The organism is Streptomyces sp. JNUCC 64, assembly GCF_054484115.1.
The window spans coordinates 2,026,308-2,044,841 of record NZ_CM137015.1 but is presented as its reverse complement, the minus strand read 5'-3'; the positions used below and the strand labels follow the sequence as shown (position 1 = coordinate 2,044,841).

Genomic DNA, 18,534 nt, shown 5'->3' with positions numbered 1-18,534 from the left:
ATGGCCGCAGGCGCCATGAACCGCTGGACCGCGTCCCTCGCCGACGCGCGACCCCTCGCCTTCTGGCTCGACGACCCCGGCAGGCCCCCGGCGCTGCCCGCGCTCACCGCCACCGAGCAGTGCGATCTGCTGGTGGTCGGCGGCGGCTACAGCGGGCTGTGGACCGCGCTGCTCGCCAAGGAGCGCGACCCCGGCCGGGACGTGGTCCTGATCGAGGGCCGCGAGGTGGCCTGGGCGGCGTCCGGCCGCAACGGCGGCTTCTGCGCCGCCTCGCTCACCCACGGCCTCGACAACGGCCTCAGCCGCTGGCCCCGGGAGATCGGCGCGCTGGAGAAGCTGGGCGCCCGCAACCTCGACGGCATCGAGGAGGCCGTGACCCGGCACGGCATCGACTGCGACTTCGAGCGGACCGGCGAGATCGACGTCGCCACCGAGCCGTACCAGGCCGTGGAGCTGCGCGACTGGCACCGCGAGATGCGCGGCCGGGGGCTCGCGGACGGCGTGGAGTTCCTGGACGAGGACGCCGTCCGCGACCAGGTGGACTCCCCGCTCTTCCGGGCCGGGCTCTGGGACCGCGACGGGGTGGCGATGCTCAACCCGGCGAAGCTGGCGTGGGGCCTCAAGGCCGCCTGTCTGGCCCTCGGCGTCCGGATCTACGAGCACACCCCGGCCCTGTCGCTGATCCGCCGGGGCGCGGGCATGGGGGTGCGCACCCCCTACGGCCGGATCCTCGCCCGTCAGGTGGCCCTCGGGACGAACGTGTTCCCCTCGCTGGTCAAGCGGGTGCGCCCGTACACGGTGCCGGTCTACGACTACGCCCTGATGACCGAGCCGCTGACCCCGGAGCAGCTGGACGCGATCGGCTGGCGGGGCCGTCAGGGCCTCAGCGACGTGGCCAACCGCTTCCACTACTTCCGGCTCTCCGCCGACAACCGGATCCTGTGGGGCGGCTACGACGCGGTCTACGCGTACGGGGGCCGGGTGCGCGCCGAGCACGACGAGCGCCCGGAGACCTACGCCCGGCTGGCCCGGCACTTCTTCGGCTACTTCCCGCAGCTGGAGGGGGTCCGCTTCAGTCACGCCTGGGGCGGCGCGATCGACACCTGTTCGCGGTTCTCGCCGTTCTTCGGCACCGCCCACGACGGCCGGGTGACCTACGCGGCCGGGTACACCGGGCTGGGGGTCGGGGCGACCCGGTTCGGCGCCGAGGTGATGCTCGACCTGCTGTCCGGGGAGTCCACCGAACGCACCCGGCTGGAGATGGTCCGCCGCAAGCCGCTGCCGTTCCCGCCGGAGCCCTTCGCCTGGACGGGCATCGCCCTCACCCAGTGGTCGCTGGCCCGCGCGGACGGGAACCAGGGGCACCGCAACCTGTGGCTGCGGACGCTGGACCGGCTGGGCCTCGGCTTCGACAGCTGAGCCGCGCGCCCCTCGCGCCCCCACGGGCACGAGGGGCGCGCACGGCGTGCGGGAGGTGGCCCGGCCGTCCCGCGCGCGGGAACGTTCCTCCTGGCCACCCCCCGTGTGACCCAGTTCACTACCGATAAGTAGCCCGGACCCGCGTAATGCTCCCGGTCCCCGCTCCTCTCCCCACGGAACCGCACGGCGCGGTTCGCGGAGACGACGGAGGACACGACATGACCGGGCTCTGGGCCACGTCCGCGGTGGAATGGCTGGTGTCGGTGGCACCCGACCCCGACGCCTGCCGCTGGGAGTGGGAGCGCAACCCCCTCGGGGTCGCCCTGCTCCCGGCGGGACGGCGCTGGGACGTGCTGATCCTGCCGGGTGCGCTCGGCTATCCCACCCTCGACGTGCTGACGCGCGTCCTCGACCGGCCCGGCCCGGTGCTCGCCGACTTCGGCGACCTCCGCACCGGCTTCTTCGTCCCGCCCGGCACGGCCTCCCGCTGGCTCGGCACCGGGGTGCGCGGCGCCGGGGCGGGCACCTGGATCGTGGTGCCGTACCCGGGCCGCGCCACCGGCAAGATGCGCTGGCTCGTCCCCCCGGACGGCTCGGGCACCCTCACCGACCCCACCCTCCTCGAACTCGCCATGCACGAGGCGGCGGCGGGGCGGGCCGGGGGGAGCGGGGCCGGGGACTGAACGGGCCCGGTGGACCGGGCGGGGCCCCGCGGGCCGGTCCGGTCCGGGTCCGCGCGCCGGGTCGGGTGCCGGGACGGTTCGGCACCCGTCCCGTGCCCGTCCGGGCCGTCGGGAGCGTCGCCCGTTCCGGTCGCCGCGCCGCCCGTCCGGGCCGTCGGGAGCGTCGCCCGTTCCGGTCGCCGCGCCGCCCGTCCCGGCCGACGGGAACGCCGCCCGGCCCGGTCGGGGCGCCGACCGGAACGGCCGTCGGGAACGTCGTCCGGCAACGGGCCGGGGGCGGTCCCGGCCCACGGGAGCACCGCCCGGAACGCCCCCGGACCACCGCACGCCGACCGGCCGGGAACGGCGGATCGGCGCGCGGGGTCTTGACAACGGAATTGGTCTGAACCAAGTTGAGCGCGCTCCACGGCACACGTCCTGCTTCACCTTCCCCCATGTCCGGAGGATGTAGTGGAACGCACCAGACGACGCGCGCGTCCCCCCGTGCGCGGCTTCCGTCCCAGACTGCTCGCCGTGCTCGCGGCCCTCGCGCTGGCCGTCCTGCCCGGCCTCACCGTCAACGCCCAGGTGGCCCGAGCCGCCGACGCCGACCTCGCCCGCAACGGCGGCTTCGAAGCCGGGCTCGACGGCTGGAACTGCTCCGCCGGGAGCGGAGCCGCCGTCACCACCCCGGTGCGCACCGGGACCTCCGCGCTGCGCGCCACCCCGTCCGGCGGCGACAACGCCCGCTGCTCCCAGACGGTCACCGTCAAGCCCGACGCGCAGTACACCCTCAGCGGCTACGTCCGGGGCAGCTACACCTACCTCGGCGTCACCGGGACCGGCACCACCGACGGTTACGACTGGACCCAGTCCGCCGCCGACTGGAAGCGCCTCGCCGTCACCTTCCGCACCGGTCCCACCACCAACAAGGTCACCCTCTACACCCACGGCTGGTACGGCACCCCCGCCTACCACGCCGACGACATCACCCTCGTCGGTCCCGCCGTCGACCCGGGGCAGCCGCCGCCCGTCCCCACCGGGCTGGCCGCCACCTCCATCACCGCCTCCTCGGCCCGGATGAGCTGGAACGCGGCGACCGGCGCCACCAGTTACCACCTCTTCCTCAACGGCCAGCGGGCCCTGACGACGAGCGCCACCAGCGGCACCCTGACCGGACTGGTCCCGCTGACCTCCTACGACGTCCAGATCGTCGCCTCCAACGACGCGGGGGACTCCCCCCGGTCCCAGGCCGTCAACGTGCGCACGACCGACGGACCCGCCGACTCCCTGCCGGCCAAGGCCCTCGTCGGCTATCTGCACGCGAGCTTCGCCAACGGCTCCGGCTACGTCCGGATGGCCGACGTCCCGGACAGCTGGGACGTCATCCACCTGGCGTTCGGCGAACCCACCTCCGTCACCTCCGGCGACATCCGCTTCAACCGCTGCCCGGTGACCGAGTGCCCGAACGTCGAGAGCGACGCCGCCTTCAAGGCCGCGATCAAGGCCAAGCAGGCCCAGGGCAAGAAGGTCGTCATCTCCATCGGCGGCCAGAACGGCCAGGTCCAGCTGAACTCCACCGCCGCGCGCGACGCGTTCGTCACCTCCGTCTCGAAGATCATCGACGAGTACGGGCTGGACGGCCTCGACATCGACTTCGAGGGCCACTCGCTCTCGCTGAACGCCAACGACACCGACTTCAAGAACCCCACCACGCCGGTGATCGTCAACCTGATCCAGGCCATCAAGACGCTCAAGGCCAAGTACGGCGCCAAGTTCGTGCTGACGATGGCCCCCGAGACGTTCTTCGTGCAGCTCGGCTACCAGTACTACGGCACCGGCCGCTGGGGCGGTCAGGACCCCCGCGCGGGCGCCTACCTGCCGGTCATCCACGCCCTGCGCGACGACCTCACCCTGCTGCACGTCCAGGACTACAACTCCGGCCCGGTCATGGGGCTGGACAACCAGTACCACTCCATGGGCGGCGCGGACTTCCACATCGCCATGACGGACATGCTGCTCACCGGGTTCCCGGTCGCGGGCGACACGAACAACGTGTTCCCCGCGCTCCGTCCCGAACAGGTCGCCATCGGCATGCCCGCCTCGGTCAACGCGGGCAACGGCCACGTCTCCTCCACCGAGGTCAACAAGGCCCTCGACTGCCTCACCAAGGGCACCGGTTGCGGCTCCTACCAGACCCACGGGGTCCGGCCGAAGCTGCGCGGGCTGATGAGCTGGTCCATCAACTGGGACCGGCACAACAACACCGAGTTCTCCCGCAACTTCGACACCTGGCGCCGCTGACCCGTCGTCACCGCCCCGGGCCCGCCCCCACGCGGGCCCGGGGCACCACCATCCGCCGTACCACCGATTCCACCCGCCACGGCGGCCACCTGCCACGGCGGCCACCGGTCACCGGCCACCGGCGACCGGTCACCCGTGACCGCCCGCCGCGCCCGCCGTCACTCCGGGGCGGACCCCCGCCCGCCACGGTCCCCCGGACCGCTCCCCGGACCCCCGCGCCCCCGCCGCGCCAGCGCGAACGCCACCAGCGGCGCCGCGAACAGCGCCCAGCTCCCCACCACGTCCAGCGGCCAGTGGTAGCCCCGGCGCACCAGTCCGTACCCCACGGCCAGCACCAGCGCGACGCACCCCGCCACCAGCGCCCGGCGCGCCCCGCGCCCCCGGGTCCAGGGCAGCAGGAGCAGCACCGCCGCCCCGTACGCCACGACCGCCGTCGCGGTGTGGCCCGACGGGTAGTAGCCGGTGCCCGCCGCCCCCGGGGGCCCCGGCCGGGCCAGCGCCAGCTTCAACGGCACCACCAGCAGCGGCACCACGGCCATCGCCCCCGCCGCCGCGAGGGCCCCGGCCCACCAGCGGGGCCGCCCCGCGCGCCGCGCCCGCCACGCCGCGTACCCGGCGACGGCCGCGAGCACCGGGACCGCGACGGCCACCCCGCCGAGGTCGGCGAGCACCTCCGCGACGCCCTGGGGCAGCCCCCGCGCGCGCAGTCGGGCGGCCAGCGCCGCGTCCCGGGCCAGCAGCGGCCCCCGGACGGCGACCTGCCAGGTGACCAGCGCGAACACGGTCAGTGCCAGGACCACGACGGCAGCCGGGAGCAGGACGGCGCGGGGGGCGGCGGGGGACGGGTGCCGGAACGCGCTCGGCCGCCCGGGAACAGAGGGATCGGTTCCGGGGCGGCCGAAGGGCCGGGCGGACCGGGTGCCCCGGGAGATGGGGGGCGGTCGTCCGTCCGACCGGTGAGGAGTTCCGGGGCCGGGGGCCCCGGTGGTGTGCGCGAAGCCACCACCGGCACGCGACCGGGGAGGCCGCGCACCGGATTCGCCCGGGGACCTCCCCGGACGGGGTGTTTCACTCATCTGTTTCCGAACCTACGTCAGGGAACGCCGCCAGGACAGCGCGAACGGTACCCCGCCATGGGCCTCCCACAGCATCTTCACAGCTCCGCCGCCCGGCGCGCCGACCCACCGCGCCGGGGCCGGCGTCGAGGACCGCGTCGAGGCCGGACCGGGGCGGGCCGGGGCCGGCCGAACGCGACGGCCCGCCCCCCGGACGCCTCGGCGCGCGGGGGACGGGCCGTCGGACCGTCAGCGGTGGGCGCCCCCCCGCGGCACGGCGGGGGCGCCCCAGGGGCAGGGACCTCAGAGGCGGCCGAACGCGCCCTCGATGATGTCCAGACCCTCGTTCAGCAGGTCCTCGCCGATCACCAGCGGCGGCAGGAAGCGCAGCACGTTGCCGTAGGTGCCGCAGGTCAGCACGAGCAGGCCCTCCGCGTGGCACGCCTTGGCGAGGTCGGCGGCGGCCTGCGGGTGCGGCTCCTTGGTGGCGCGGTCCTTGACCAGCTCGATAGCGATCATCGCGCCCCGGCCCCGGATGTCGCCGATGATCTCGAAGGACGCGGCCATCGCGGCCAGCCGGGCCTTCATGACCTCCTCGATGCGCCGGGCGCGCGCGTTGAGGTCCAGCTCCTTCATCGTCTCGATCGCGCCCAGCGCGCCCGCGCACGCCACCGGGTTGCCGCCGTAGGTCCCGCCGAGGCCGCCCGCGTGCGCGGCGTCCATGATCTCGGCGCGGCCCGTGACGGCCGCCAGCGGCAGCCCGCCCGCGATGCCCTTCGCGGTGGTGATCAGGTCCGGGACGATGCCCTCGTCCTCACAGGCGAACCACTGGCCGGTGCGGCAGAAGCCGGACTGGATCTCGTCCGCCACGAACACGATGCCGTTCTCCGAGGCGAACCGGCTGATCGCCGGGAGGAAGCCCTTGGCGGGCTCGATGAAGCCGCCCTCGCCGAGGAGCGGCTCGATGATGATCGCGGCGACGTTGTCCGCGCCGATCTGCTTGGTGATCCGGTCGATCGCCTCGGCGGCGGCCTCCGGACCGCAGTTCTCCGGGCCGGTCGCCCAGCGGTACGCGTACGCCACCGGCACCCGGTACACCTCGGGCGCGAACGGACCGAAGCCGTTCTTGTAGGGCATGTTCTTCGCGGTCAGCGCCATCGTCAGATTGGTCCGGCCGTGGTAGCCGTGGTCGAAGACGACGACCGCCTGGCGCTTGGTGTACGCGCGGGCGATCTTGACGGCGTTCTCGACGGCCTCGGCGCCCGAGTTGAACAGCGCCGACTTCTTGGCGTGGTCACCCGGGGTCAGCTCGGCGAGCGCCTCGGCGACGGCCACGTACCCCTCGTAGGGGGTGACCATGAAACAGGTGTGGGTGAAGTCGGCGAGCTGCGCGGACGCCCGGCGCACCACGGCCTCGGCGGAGGCGCCGACGCTGGTCACGGCGATGCCGGAACCGAAGTCGATCAGCCGGTTGCCGTCGACGTCCTCGATGATGCCGCCGCCCGCGCGGGCCGTGAAGACCGGCAGCGTCGAGCCCACGCCCGCCGCGACCACGGCGGTGCGCCGGGCCTGGAGTTCCTGGGACTTCGGGCCGGGAATGGCGGTGACGACGCGGCGCTCCTGCGGCAGTGCGGTCATGGCGGGCTCCTGAGGGGTGTCACGGGCGCACGGGGCGCGGCGGGGATCCGGCGGGACCGGGACGCGGTCCGGGCGGGGCCGGGGGCCGCCGGTCGCACGGGTCCGGTGGGCGGGTGATTCCCGGGGTTCTTCGGGTTTCCTCCGCAGGCTAGGGCGGGTGCGCGGTGGGCGGCATGCGCCACCGGGGCGTTGTTCGGACGGGCGATTGTCCGCCATGGACATACTCCCCCGGGACGCCCCCGCCGTCGCGCCGGGCGCCCCCTTCCCGGTCCGGCGGGCGCGTAAGCGGTGAAGTACCCGGGCGGGGGCACTAGATTGACGCCCGGAACGCAGGGGACCGGCAGGTCAGGGGGCAGAGGTCCATGAATCGCGACGGACACGACGGACACGACGGCGGCGAGGGCGGGCGGGACGCGCGCGGCACGCACGCGACACCCGTGCCACGACCGTCCCCGCCACCCGTCACCCCGCCCTCCGCCACTCCGCCGGGCGCCGTCCCGCCGGGCGGCACCCCGCACGGTGGCACCCCGCACGGTGGCGGGCCGGGCGGCACCGCCGTGCCCGGGGCCCCGTCCGCGCCCGCCTCCGCGCGCCCCGCGCCGGACGGCCCCGGCCCCCGGCCCCCCGCGCCGCCGGTCCGCCCCCCGGTGCCCCCGCGCCCGGCCACCGCCCCGGGCACGGGCGACGGCGCCCACCACGGCGCCCACCACGGCGACCCGGCCGCGAACCGGTACGAGGCCCCGTACGGCGGCAGCGGACACGCCGGGGGGACCGGGTACGGCGGCACCGACGGCCACGGGATCCCCGGCGGCGCCCCGGCCCCGGACGGCGACGGCGGGTTCCTGACCTGGCTGCGCACCCCGCGCCCCGAGGCCGCGCCCGGCGTCTGGCGGTTCGGACACGTCCCCCGCCCCGACGAGGAACCCGAGCTGACCCCCGCCCGCCAGCTCTTCACCGGGGCGCTGATCGCCTTCCTGGTCGGCTGGCTCCTCTGGTCGCTGCTGTGGAACGGCTACCTCGGCGGCTACTGGATGTGGCCGTACTACGTCCTCACCCCCGAGGAGTGGACCCTGCCGCACACCCCCGGCGAGGAGCGCGCCGGGTTCGTCGCCTCCACCGTCTACTACCTGCTGGTCGGCGGCGGCATCCTGGCCACCGTCGCCCGGATGGGCCGCTGGTCCGAGATCTGGCGCCGCTACCTCGCCCCCCGGCTGCGCCGCCCCGCCGCCGCCCCGGGCGCCCCCGCAGCCCCCGGGGAGGACCCCGCCCGCTGGCCCCAGCTGCGGGCCGCCGGGCTCACCGCCGCCGCCGACCGGCTCACCGCCGACGCCCACGCCGGAGCGATGCGCGACATCGACCACGCCCGGCTCGTCCGCGCCTGGCAGGGCGTGCGCGGCGGACGCGGGGGAGCGGCCGAGTTCGCCGCCGCCGTCGCCGAGCGCGGCGCCGCCGCCTGCCCGCACCCCTCCGGCGTCCGGGACCTGCCCGGCCGCTCCGTCCCGCACGACCTGCTCACCGGACAGGTCCGGGTCGGCACCACCGCCGACGACCCCCGCAACCCGTACCGCTTCCGGGGCGTCGGCCTCGGCCTCGGACCGGAGCTGCTCGGCACCTCCCTGCTGGCCGTCGGCCCGGCGGGCTCCGGCAAGACCGGACACCTGGTGTGGCCCGTCGCGGAGTCCCTGTGCCTCCAAGCGCTCGCCGGACGCGCCGCCATGGTCGTCGTCGGCGCCGAGGGGGCCGGGCTCGGCCCCGCCGACGGCTACGACGTGGTGATCCGGCTCGGCCGCCCCGACTCCGTCTACGACCTCGACCTCTACGGCGGCGCCACCGACCCCGACGAGGCCGCCGCCGTCCTCGCCGAGGCCCTGGTGGGCGACCTCGCCCAGCCGCACTCCGGCGCCGACACCCGTCGCTCCACCACCGTCCTCGCCCAGCTGCTCGGCCCCTTCCGGACCGTCCACGGACGTTTCCCGTCCGTCCCCGAGCTGCGCGCGCTCCTCGACGGGGCGCCCGGCCCGCTGGAGGAACTCCGCCGCGCCCTCACCGCCTCCGGACAGGACGCGATGCTGCGCGAGCTGGACGCCCGCGCCCGCCAGACCGCCCACCCCGGCGACGAGGGCGGGGTCCTCGCCGACCGGATCGCCCTCCTGGACCGGCCCGCGTTCGCGTCCTTCTTCAACGTCACCGGGGAGAGCCGCCCCTTCTCGCTGCGCGCCCTCGACCATCCCGTCCGGGTCCGGGTCGACCTGCCCCGGCGCGGCCACGCCGACGCGTCGAAGATCATCACCAGGCTGGTCCTCGCCCAGTTCACCGCCGCGGTCGCCGCCCGCGAGGACCGCTCGCTCTTCGCCTGTCTGCTCCTCGACGACGCCACCGGGGTCGTCACCCCCGAGACCGTGCGCGGCCTCCAGCGGCTGCGCTCCGCGCACGCCGGGGCCGTCCTCACCCTGCGCACCCTGGACGACGTGCCCCGCCCGCTGCGCGGCCCGCTGCTGGGCGCCGTCGGCTGCCGGGTGGCGCTGGCCGGACTGACCCCCTGGGACGGTCAGGACTTCGCCGAGGTGTGGGGCAAGGAGTGGACCGAGGCCCGCGACGTCACCGACCGGCAGATCATCGCCGAGACCCCGCTCGGCAAGGGGGCGCACGCCCTGCGCCGCATGATCACCGGCCGGGCGCCCACCGCCCGCGCGGTGACCGTCCGCCAGGTCGAACGGGAACGCTGGTCGGCCTCGGAACTCGCCCACCAGGTGCCGCCCGGACACGCGGTGCTCTCGCTGACCACCGTGCGCGGCGAGCACGCCCCGCCCCTCCTGGTGGACCTGCGCGGATGAGCCCCGGGCCCCGGTGAGGCAGAATCGGCGGTGGGCCGTCCCCGGACGCCCGCCGCCGGTTCCCCGGAACATTGGGGGACGCCGTCCGCCCTGAAGGTCCCATGCCACCGACGCTCGCCTCCCTCGTCCAGCACTCGGCGCTCAGACTCGCCGTCCGGGCGGGCGGGGACCGGCTCGACACCCCCGTCCGCTGGGCCCACGTCAGCGAGCTGGCCGACCCGGTGCCGTACATGGAGGGCGGCGAGCTGCTGCTGATCACCGCGTTGAAGCTGGACGCGGAGGACCCCGTCGAGATGCGCCGCTACGTGCGGCGGCTGGCCCGCGCCGGGGTCGTCGGCCTCGGCTTCGCCCTGGGCGTCCACTACGACGACATCCCCGACGCCCTGGTGGAGGCGGCCGGCGCCGAGCACTTCCCGCTGCTCGCGGTGCCCCGCCGCACCCCGTTCATCGCCATCAGCAAGGCCGTCTCCGAGGCCATCGCCCGTGAGCAGTACCGCGCCGTCACCGCCGGGTTCGCCGCCCAGCGCGAACTCACCCGGCGGGCCCTCGCGGACGGCCCCGAGGGCGTCCTCGCCGGACTCGCCGCCCAGGTGGACGGCTGGGCCGCGCTCTATGACGCGTCCGGCGCGGTGCTCGCGACGGCACCCGGCTGGGCCGCCCGCCGCGCCGCCCGACTCACCCCCGACGTGGTCCGGATGCGCCGGGGCGCCGCCACCGCCAGCGCCGTCGCGGGCGGCCCCGAGGACCGCGTCGAACTGCACGCTCTGGGCACCGGACGCGGCCCCCGCCCGGCGCTCGCCGTCGGCACCGGGTCCGCGCTCGGCACCGCCGACCGGTACGCCGTGCACGCCGCCATCGCCCTGCTCGCCCTCACCACCGAACGCTCCCGCGCCCTGCGCGCCGCCGAACGGCGGATCGCCGCCGCCGTGCTGCGGATGCTGCTCGCCGGGGAACCCGACCACGCGCGGGCCGTCGCCGGTGACCTGTACGGGGCCCTGCTGGACGCCCCCTTCCGGATCGCCGTCACCGAACGGGACACCGTCCCCGGCGCCACCCGGCCGAAGGCCCTTGACGGTCCGAAGGCCGACGACGGCTCGAAGGCCCTGGACGGCCCGAGCGGCGGGGGCGCCCGGGGAGGCCCGGGAAGCGGCCCGGGCGGGTCGGCGTCCGGCCCGGGAAGCGACCCGCTCACCGCCCTCGCCGAGACCGTGGAGGCCGTGGCGGCGGGCGCCGGGGAGACCGTGCTGGTCGTCCCCGGGCACCCGGAGCGCTCCGGGCGGTCCGACGGCCCGGGCGACGGCCGGGAGCGGCTGGTCGTCGTCGTCCCGGACGGCGGGGCCGCCGCCGCGGCCGTCACCGCGTCCCCCGCCGGGCCCGGCCCCGACGGCCCCGACGGGGCGCCCGCCCCGGCCGGGCCCGCGACGGTCACCGGCGTCTCCGCGCCCACCACCCCCGAGGACGCGGCGGACGCCCACCGCCAGGCCCTGCGGGCGCTCTCCGTCGCCCGGCGGCTCGGCCGGGACCGGGTCGCCTACGACGAGGTCACCGAGGGCACCCTGACCGCGCTGCTGTCGGACGACGCGGTGCGGGCGTACGCCGACGGGCTGCTGCGCGGACTGCGGGCCCACGACGCCACCGGCCGCGGCGATCTCGTCGCCTCGCTGCGGGCCTGGCTCTCCCGGCACGGCCAGTGGGACGCGGCGGCGGCCGACCTCGGGGTGCACCGCCACACGCTGCGCTACCGGATGCGACGGGTCGAGGAGATCCTCGGCCGCTCGCTCGACGACCCGGACGTCCGGATGGAACTGTGGCTCGCCCTCAAGACCGCCGACGACCCCGCCCCGCCCGTCCCCCCGACCCCGCCCGCCTGACCCGCCCGCCCGCCTGACCCGCCCGCCCCCGGCCCCGCCCGTGCGCTCGGCCTCGCTCGTCTGACCGGCGCCGCCTGTCCGACCGGCACCCCAGCCCGCCACGCCCCCCGCGACCCGCCGAAGTGGCGCGCCCGCCACCCGTTTCCGTACGCGGCGGACAAGGGACCCGTACCGGAGCGCGTCCTACCGTGGTGGGGACACCGCACCACGACTGGGAAGGGCCGGATTCCGGACATGACCTCCACCCACGCCTTCTGGCTGGCCGGCCGACCGGCCACCGGCGACACCACCTTCGACGTCACCTCCCCCTGGGACGACCGCCTGGTCGGCGTGGTCAGCGTGCCCACCGAAGCCCAGGTCGAAGAGGCCGTCGCCAAGGCCCACGCGGCCCTGGAGGTCTTCGCCGCCACCCCCGCGCACACCCGCGCCGCGGCCCTGCTGCACGTCTCCGAGCGGCTCGCCGAGCGCACCGAGGAGATCGCCCGGCTGATCTCCGCCGAGAACGGCAAGCCCGTCAAGTGGGCCCGGGGCGAGGTCGGCCGCGCCGTCTCCGTCTTCCGGTTCGCCGCCGAGGAGGCCCGCCGCTTCAACGGCGGCGAGGCCCAGCGCCTCGACACCGACGCGGGCGGCCAGGGCCGGCTGGCGCTCACCCGCCGCTTCCCCAAGGGCGTCGTCCTCGGGATCGCCCCGTTCAACTTCCCGCTGAACCTGTGCGCCCACAAGGTGGCCCCCGCCATCGCCGCCGGTGTCCCGATCGTCCTCAAGCCCGCCCCGGCGACCCCGCTGTCCGGGCTGGTCCTCGGCGAGCTGCTGGCCGAGACCGAGCTGCCCGAGGGCTCCTGGTCGATCCTCCCGGTCACCAACGACCGGATGCCCGCCCTGGTCCAGGACGAGCGCCTCCCGGTGATCTCCTTCACCGGCTCCGAGACGGTCGGCTACGCGATCATGGACTCGGTGCCGCGCAAGCACTGCACCCTGGAGCTGGGCGGCAACGGCGCCGCCGTCGTCCTCGCGGACTGGTCCAGCGACGCCGACCTCGACTGGGCGGCCCAGCGCATCGCGACCTTCTCCAACTACCAGGGCGGCCAGTCCTGCATCTCGGTGCAGCGGGTGATCGCCGACGCCAGCGTCTACGACCGGCTGGTGCCGCGCGTGGTCGCCGCCGTCGAGGCCCAGGTCACCGGCGACCCCTCGGACGCCGCCACCGACGTCGGCCCGCTGGTCAGCGAGGCCGCCGCGCGCCGCGTGGAGTCCTGGGTGGACGAGGCCGCCGCGGCGGGCGCCACCGTCCTCACCGGCGGTGAGCGCCAGGCCGCCACCTACGCCCCGACCGTCCTCGCGGACGTCCCCGACCAGGTCACCATCGCCCGCGAAGAGGTCTTCGGACCCGTCCTCGTGATCCAGAAGGCCGACGGCGAGGCCGCCGCGTTCGCCGCCGTCAACTCCTCCAAGTACGGGCTCCAGGCCGGTGTCTTCACCCATGACGTCCAGGCCGCCTTCCGCGCCCACCGCGCCCTGGAGGTCGGCGGCGTGATCATCGGCGACGTGCCGTCCTACCGCGCCGACCAGATGCCCTACGGCGGCGCCAAGCTCTCCGGCGTCGGCCGCGAGGGCGTCCGCTACGCCATGGACGACTACACCTACGAGCGCGTTCTCGTCCTCACCGGCCTGGCCCTGTGACGACGCGCTCCTGACCCGGGGCGGCCCCACCGGCCGTCCCACTCACCGGGCGTCCCCGTCGGCGGACGGCGGACCACCGGTACCGGCGGCCGGAACCCACTGTGCGGGGGTTCCGGCCGCCGTCGTCCCTCCCGCCCCGAACGGCCCCGCCCCACGGGCCCCCGGGACCCGCCGTGGTTACCGTCGAGGAGCGCGCCGGACCCGTCGTCCCGGCCCCCCGCCGGGCGACGACGACGGCGCCACCACAGGACCCGGGGCGCGCCCGGCCCGCCCGGGCACCCGCACCCGCGTCCGGGCCCCACCGAGCGGCGAGGTGTCCCCATGACCGCATCACCCCCGAAACCGGCCGTCACCGCCCGCGACGCCCGACGGGTGGCCGAGGCCGCGCGGGAACGCGACTGGCGCGGCCCGAGCTTCGCCAGGGAACTCTTCCTCGGCCGCTTCCGCCTCGACCTGCTCCACCCCCACCCGGTGCCCGGTGACGACGAGGTGCGGCGCGGGGAGCAGTTCCTCGCCCGGCTGGAGGAGTTCTGCGCCCGGGAGGTGGACTCCGCCCGCATCGAACGGGAGGCCCGCGTCCCGGACGCGACGGTGAACCGGCTGCGCGAACTGGGCGCCTTCGGAATGAAGATCGACACCCGGTACGGGGGCCTCGGCCTCACCCAGCTGTACTACAACAAGGCCCTCGCCCTCCTCGGCTCCGCCAGCCCCGCGCTCGGCGCGCTGCTCTCCGCCCACCAGTCGATCGGCGTCCCCCAGCCGCTGAAGCTCTTCGGCACCCAGGAGCAGCGCGACCGGTTCCTGCCGCGCTGCGCCAAGGGCGGGATCTCCGCGTTCCTGCTCACCGAACCCGACGTCGGCTCCGACCCGGCCCGGCTCGCCACCACCGCCGTGCCCGACGGGGACGACTACGTCCTCGACGGGGTGAAGCTGTGGACCACCAACGGCGTGGTCGCCGACCTGCTGGTGGTGATGGCCCGGGTGCCCCGGTCCGAGGGTCACCCCGGCGGCATCACGGCGTTCGTCGTGGAGGCGTCCGCCGAGGGGATCACGGTCGAGAACCGCAACGCGTTCATGGGGCTGCGCGGCATCGAGAACGGCGTCACCCGCTTCCACCGGGTGCGCGTCCCGGCCGCGGACCGGATCGGCCCCGAGGGCGCGGGCCTCAAGATCGCCCTCACCACCCTCAACACCGGCCGCCTCTCGCTGCCCGCGATGTGCGTGGGCGCGGGCAAGTGGTGTCTGCGGATCGCCCGCGAGTGGTCGGCCGCCCGGGAGCAGTGGGGCAAGCCGATCGCCCGGCACGAGGCCGTCGGCGGGAAGATCGCCTTCATCGCCGCGACGACCTTCGCCCTGGAGGCCGTGCTCGACCTCTCCTCGCAACTGGCCGACGACGGCCACCACGACATCCGGATCGAGGCCGCCCTCGCCAAGCTGTACGGCTCCGAGATGGCCTGGCGGATGGCGGACGACCTGGTCCAGATCCGTGGCGGCCGGGGCTACGAGACGGCCGAGTCGCAGGCCGCCCGGGGCGAACGGGCCGTCCCTGCCGAGCAGTTGCTGCGCGATCTGCGGATCAACCGGATCTTCGAGGGCTCCACCGAGATCATGCACCTGCTGATCGCCCGGGAGGCCGTCGACGCCCATCTGGCGGTCGCGGGCGATCTGATCGACCCCGACACCTCCCTCCAGGACAAGGCGCGGGCCGGGGCGCGGGCGGGCGGCTTCTACGCCCGCTGGCTGCCGGGGCTCGTCACCGGCCCGGGACAGCTCCCCACCGCCTACGCAGAGTTCCGTCCCAGCGGTCACCCCGACCTCTCCGGTCATCTGCGGTACGTGGAGCGGACCTCCCGCAGACTCGCCCGGTCGGTGTTCTACGGGATGTCCCGCTGGCAGGGGCGGCTGGAGACCAAGCAGGGCTTCCTCGGGCGGATCGTGGACATCGGGGCCGAGCTGTTCGCGATGACGGCGGCCTGCGTCCGGGCCGAGCACCTGCGCCGGCGCGGGGAGCACGGCCGGGAGGCGTACCGGCTCGCCGACGCCTTCTGCCGCCAGGCCCGGGTCCGCGCCGACGAGCTGTTCCACCGGTTGTGGACCAACGCCGACGCCGCCGACCGACGGCTGGTGGCCGAGGTGCTCGACGGCTCCCACACCTGGCTGGAGAGCGGGATCGTGGACCCCGGCGGCGAGGGCCCCTGGATCGCGGAGACCGCCCCGGGCCCCGCCACCGGACCCGATCTGCACCGGCCGATCCCCTGACCTGGGCCCGGGCGGAGCGGGCGGCGCGCCGTCCCGCGCCGCCCGGGGACACGGGGAAAGCCCCGGGGCCGCGTCGGACGGCCCCGGTGACCCGTAAGAATGGGGGGATGACCGACAGCCCCGCCCCCCTCGCAGACCCGCACGCCGTCTTCGACTCCGGCCCCGAAGGGGGCCGCAGGGACGTCGTGATCCTCGGTTCCACGGGATCGATCGGCACCCAGGCCATCGACCTCGTGCGACGCAACCCCGACCGCTTCCGGGTCACCGCCCTGTCCGCCGCGGGCGGCAACGTCGGCCTCCTCGCCGAACAGGCCGACGTGCTGGACGTGGCCGTCGTGGCGGTCGCCCGCGAGGAGGCCGTCCCGGCGCTGCGGGAGGCCCTGGCCGCGCGGTACGGCGCCGGACGCCCGCTGCCCACGGTCCTCGCGGGACCGTCCGCCGCGGCCGAGCTGGCCGCCTCCGACTGCCACACCGTGCTCAACGGCATCACCGGTTCCATCGGTCTGGCCCCGACGCTGGCCGCGCTCCGGGCGGGCCGCACCCTGGCGCTCGCCAACAAGGAGTCGCTGATCGTCGGCGGCCCCCTGGTGAAGGAGCTGGCGGCGCCGGGACAGATCATCCCGGTGGACTCCGAGCACGCCGCCCTGTTCCAGGCGCTGGCCGCGGGCACCCGCGCCGACGTCCGCAAACTGGTCGTCACCGCCTCCGGCGGCCCGTTCCGGGGCCGGACCAAGGCGGAGCTGGCCGACGTCACCCCGGCGGACGCCCTGGCGCACCCCACCTGGGCGATGGGCCCGGTGATCACCGTCAACTCCGCGACCCTCGTCAACAAGGGCCTGGAGGTGATCGAGGCCCATCTGCTCTACGACATCCCCTTCGAGCGGATCGAGGTGGTGGTGCACCCCCAGTCGTACGTCCACTCGATGGTCGAGTTCACCGACGGCTCCACGCTCGCCCAGGCCACCCCGCCCGATATGCGCGGCCCGATCGCGATCGGCCTCGGCTGGCCCGCCCGGATCCCGGACGCCGCCCCCGCCTTCGACTGGAGCACCGCCTCCACCTGGCAGTTCTTCCCCCTGGACACCGAGGCGTTCCCGTCCGTGGGGTTGGCCCGGCACGTGGGGACGCTCGCGGGAACGGCCCCGGCGGTGTTCAATGCCGCCAACGAGGAGTGCGTGGACGCGTTCCTGAACGGGGGACTCCCGTTCAACGGCATCATGGAGACCGTCACCGAGGTCGTCACCGAGCACGGGGTCCCGGCCACGGGAACCTCCCTCACCCTGGCGGACGTCCTCGACGCGGAGACCTGGGCCCGCGCCCGGGCCCGTGAACTGACGGCCCAGGCGACCCGGACAGCGAAGAAGACCGCGGAGGCGCGTGCATGACACTCCTGATGACCATCCTCGGGATAGTGGTCTTCGCCATCGGCCTGCTGATCTCGATCGCCTGGCACGAACTCGGCCATCTGTCGACCGCCAAGCTCTTCGGCATCCGCGTCCCGCAGTACATGGTCGGCTTCGGCCCCACGCTGTGGTCCCGCAAGAAGGGGGAGACGGAGTACGGCGTCAAGCTGATCCCGTTCGGCGGCTACATCCGCATGATCGGGATGTTCCCGCCCGGCGCGGACGGCCGGGTCGAGGCCCGCTCCACCTCCCCCTGGCGCGGCATGATCGAGGACGCCCGCTCCGCCGCCTACGAGGAGCTGGAGCCCGGCGACGAGAAACGCCTCTTCTACACGCGCAAGCCCTGGAAGCGCGTCATCGTCATGTTCGCCGGACCGTTCATGAACCTGGTCCTGGCCGTGGCGATCTTCCTCAGCGTGCTGATGACCTTCGGCATCGAGCAGCAGACCACCACGGTCGGCGCGGTCTCCGACTGCGTCATCCAGCAGAGCGAGAACCGCTCCGAGTGCGCCCCGGGCGACCGGGCCGCCCCCGCCAAGGCGGCCGGGCTGCGCGCCGGGGACAAGATCGTCGCCTTCGACGGGGAGGCCGTCTCCGACTGGTCGGCCCTCCAGTCCCGCATCCGGGACACCGTCGGCCCCGCCACGATCACCGTCGAGCGCGACGGACGCCGCGAGGAACTCAGCGCCAGCCTGATCGAGAACCAGGTCAGCAAGACCGACGGCGAGGGCGGCTACGTCAAGGGCGAGTACGTCACCGCGGGCTTCCTCGGCTTCACCCCGGCCAGCGGGATCGTCGAGCAGTCCTTCGGCCAGTCCGTGGACCGCATGGGCGACATGATGGAGAACGGCGTCGAATCGCTGATCGCGCTGCCCTCCAAGGTGCCCGCCCTGTGGGACGCGGCCTTCGGCGACGGCCCCCGCGAACCCGACTCCCCGATGGGCGTGGTCGGCGCGGCCCGGGTCGGCGGCGAGGTGCTGAACCTCGACGTCCCGCCGGAGAACCAGGTCGCGATGATGCTGTTCCTGGTCGCGGGCTTCAACCTCTCGCTGTTCCTGTTCAACATGCTGCCGCTGCTCCCGCTGGACGGCGGGCACATCGCGGGGGCCCTGTGGGAGTCCGTCCGGCGGACCACCGCCCGGGTGTTCAAGCGGCCCGACCCGGGTCCGTTCGACGTGGCGAAGCTGATGCCCGTCGCCTACGTCGTGGCCGGGGTCTTCGTCTGCTTCACCCTCCTCGTCCTGATCGCCGACCTCGTCAACCCGGTCCGCATCTCCTGACGACCCCCGAGCACTCCTCGGTCCCGGGCGACCGGACAGCACGTCTGTCCGGTCGCCCACCCGTGCGGTGCCTTCGGTGGCGCGATGTGCCCGGGGCGGTGCCGGTGCCGTAATCTCGGGACCGGAGCC

The 18,534-nt window shown here is 75.3% G+C and carries 11 protein-coding genes; 9 read left to right on the top strand and 2 right to left on the bottom strand.

Annotation, left to right across the window (positions count from 1 at the left end; genetic code table 11):
- From ACVWNX_RS07910 to ACVWNX_RS07900, 3 genes are all read left to right on the top strand, one after another.
- Entirely contained in the window at positions 1-1,419 is a 1,419-nt protein-coding gene (locus ACVWNX_RS07910) for an NAD(P)/FAD-dependent oxidoreductase (RefSeq protein ID WP_454413176.1), read from the top strand.
- A gap of 218 nt (positions 1,420-1,637) precedes the next feature.
- On the top strand, positions 1,638-2,102 hold the full coding sequence (locus ACVWNX_RS07905) for a hypothetical protein (RefSeq protein ID WP_454413175.1): 465 nt from the start codon (positions 1,638-1,640) through the stop codon (positions 2,100-2,102).
- Between the two features lie 450 nt (positions 2,103-2,552).
- Positions 2,553-4,385, top strand: a complete 1,833-nt coding sequence (locus ACVWNX_RS07900; protein WP_454413174.1) for a chitinase — start codon at positions 2,553-2,555, stop codon at positions 4,383-4,385.
- A gap of 158 nt (positions 4,386-4,543) precedes the next feature.
- On the opposite strand, the gene ACVWNX_RS07895 is transcribed toward ACVWNX_RS07900, so the two are convergent.
- Positions 4,544-5,185, bottom strand: a complete 642-nt coding sequence (locus ACVWNX_RS07895; RefSeq protein ID WP_454413173.1) for a phosphatase PAP2 family protein — start codon at positions 5,183-5,185, stop codon at positions 4,544-4,546.
- 558 nt (positions 5,186-5,743) lie between these two features.
- Positions 5,744-7,078: a 4-aminobutyrate--2-oxoglutarate transaminase gene (gene gabT, locus ACVWNX_RS07890; RefSeq protein WP_454413172.1), complete on the bottom strand. Its 1,335-nt coding sequence runs from the start codon at positions 7,076-7,078 to the stop codon at positions 5,744-5,746.
- 362 nt (positions 7,079-7,440) lie between these two features.
- Here gabT and ACVWNX_RS07885 point away from each other — a divergent pair, with 362 nt between their 5' ends.
- The 6 genes from ACVWNX_RS07885 (at position 7,441) to ACVWNX_RS07860 (ending at position 18,405) form a co-directional block, all read left to right on the top strand.
- A complete protein-coding gene (locus ACVWNX_RS07885; RefSeq protein ID WP_454413171.1) occupies positions 7,441-9,912 on the top strand; it encodes an ATP-binding protein in 2,472 nt (823 codons plus the stop codon).
- A gap of 101 nt (positions 9,913-10,013) precedes the next feature.
- Positions 10,014-11,783, top strand: coding sequence for a PucR family transcriptional regulator (locus tag ACVWNX_RS07880; RefSeq protein WP_454413170.1), 1,770 nt, complete (start codon positions 10,014-10,016; stop codon positions 11,781-11,783).
- Positions 11,784-12,017: 234 nt separating this feature from the next.
- Entirely contained in the window at positions 12,018-13,463 is a 1,446-nt protein-coding gene (locus ACVWNX_RS07875) for an aldehyde dehydrogenase family protein (RefSeq protein ID WP_454413169.1), read from the top strand.
- Positions 13,464-13,784: 321 nt separating this feature from the next.
- Positions 13,785-15,722 carry an acyl-CoA dehydrogenase family protein gene (locus tag ACVWNX_RS07870; RefSeq protein ID WP_454413168.1) on the top strand — a complete coding sequence of 646 codons (1,938 nt, stop codon included), beginning with the start codon at positions 13,785-13,787 and terminating at the stop codon, positions 15,720-15,722.
- A gap of 107 nt (positions 15,723-15,829) precedes the next feature.
- Entirely contained in the window at positions 15,830-17,107 is a 1,278-nt protein-coding gene (dxr, locus tag ACVWNX_RS07865; RefSeq protein WP_454413167.1) for a 1-deoxy-D-xylulose-5-phosphate reductoisomerase, read from the top strand.
- Complete coding sequence (locus tag ACVWNX_RS07860; protein WP_454413166.1) at positions 17,104-18,405, top strand: M50 family metallopeptidase; 1,302 nt, start codon at positions 17,104-17,106, stop codon at positions 18,403-18,405. The genes dxr and ACVWNX_RS07860 overlap by 4 nt, the downstream gene beginning before the upstream one ends.
- Positions 18,406-18,534: the final 129 nt, after the last annotated feature.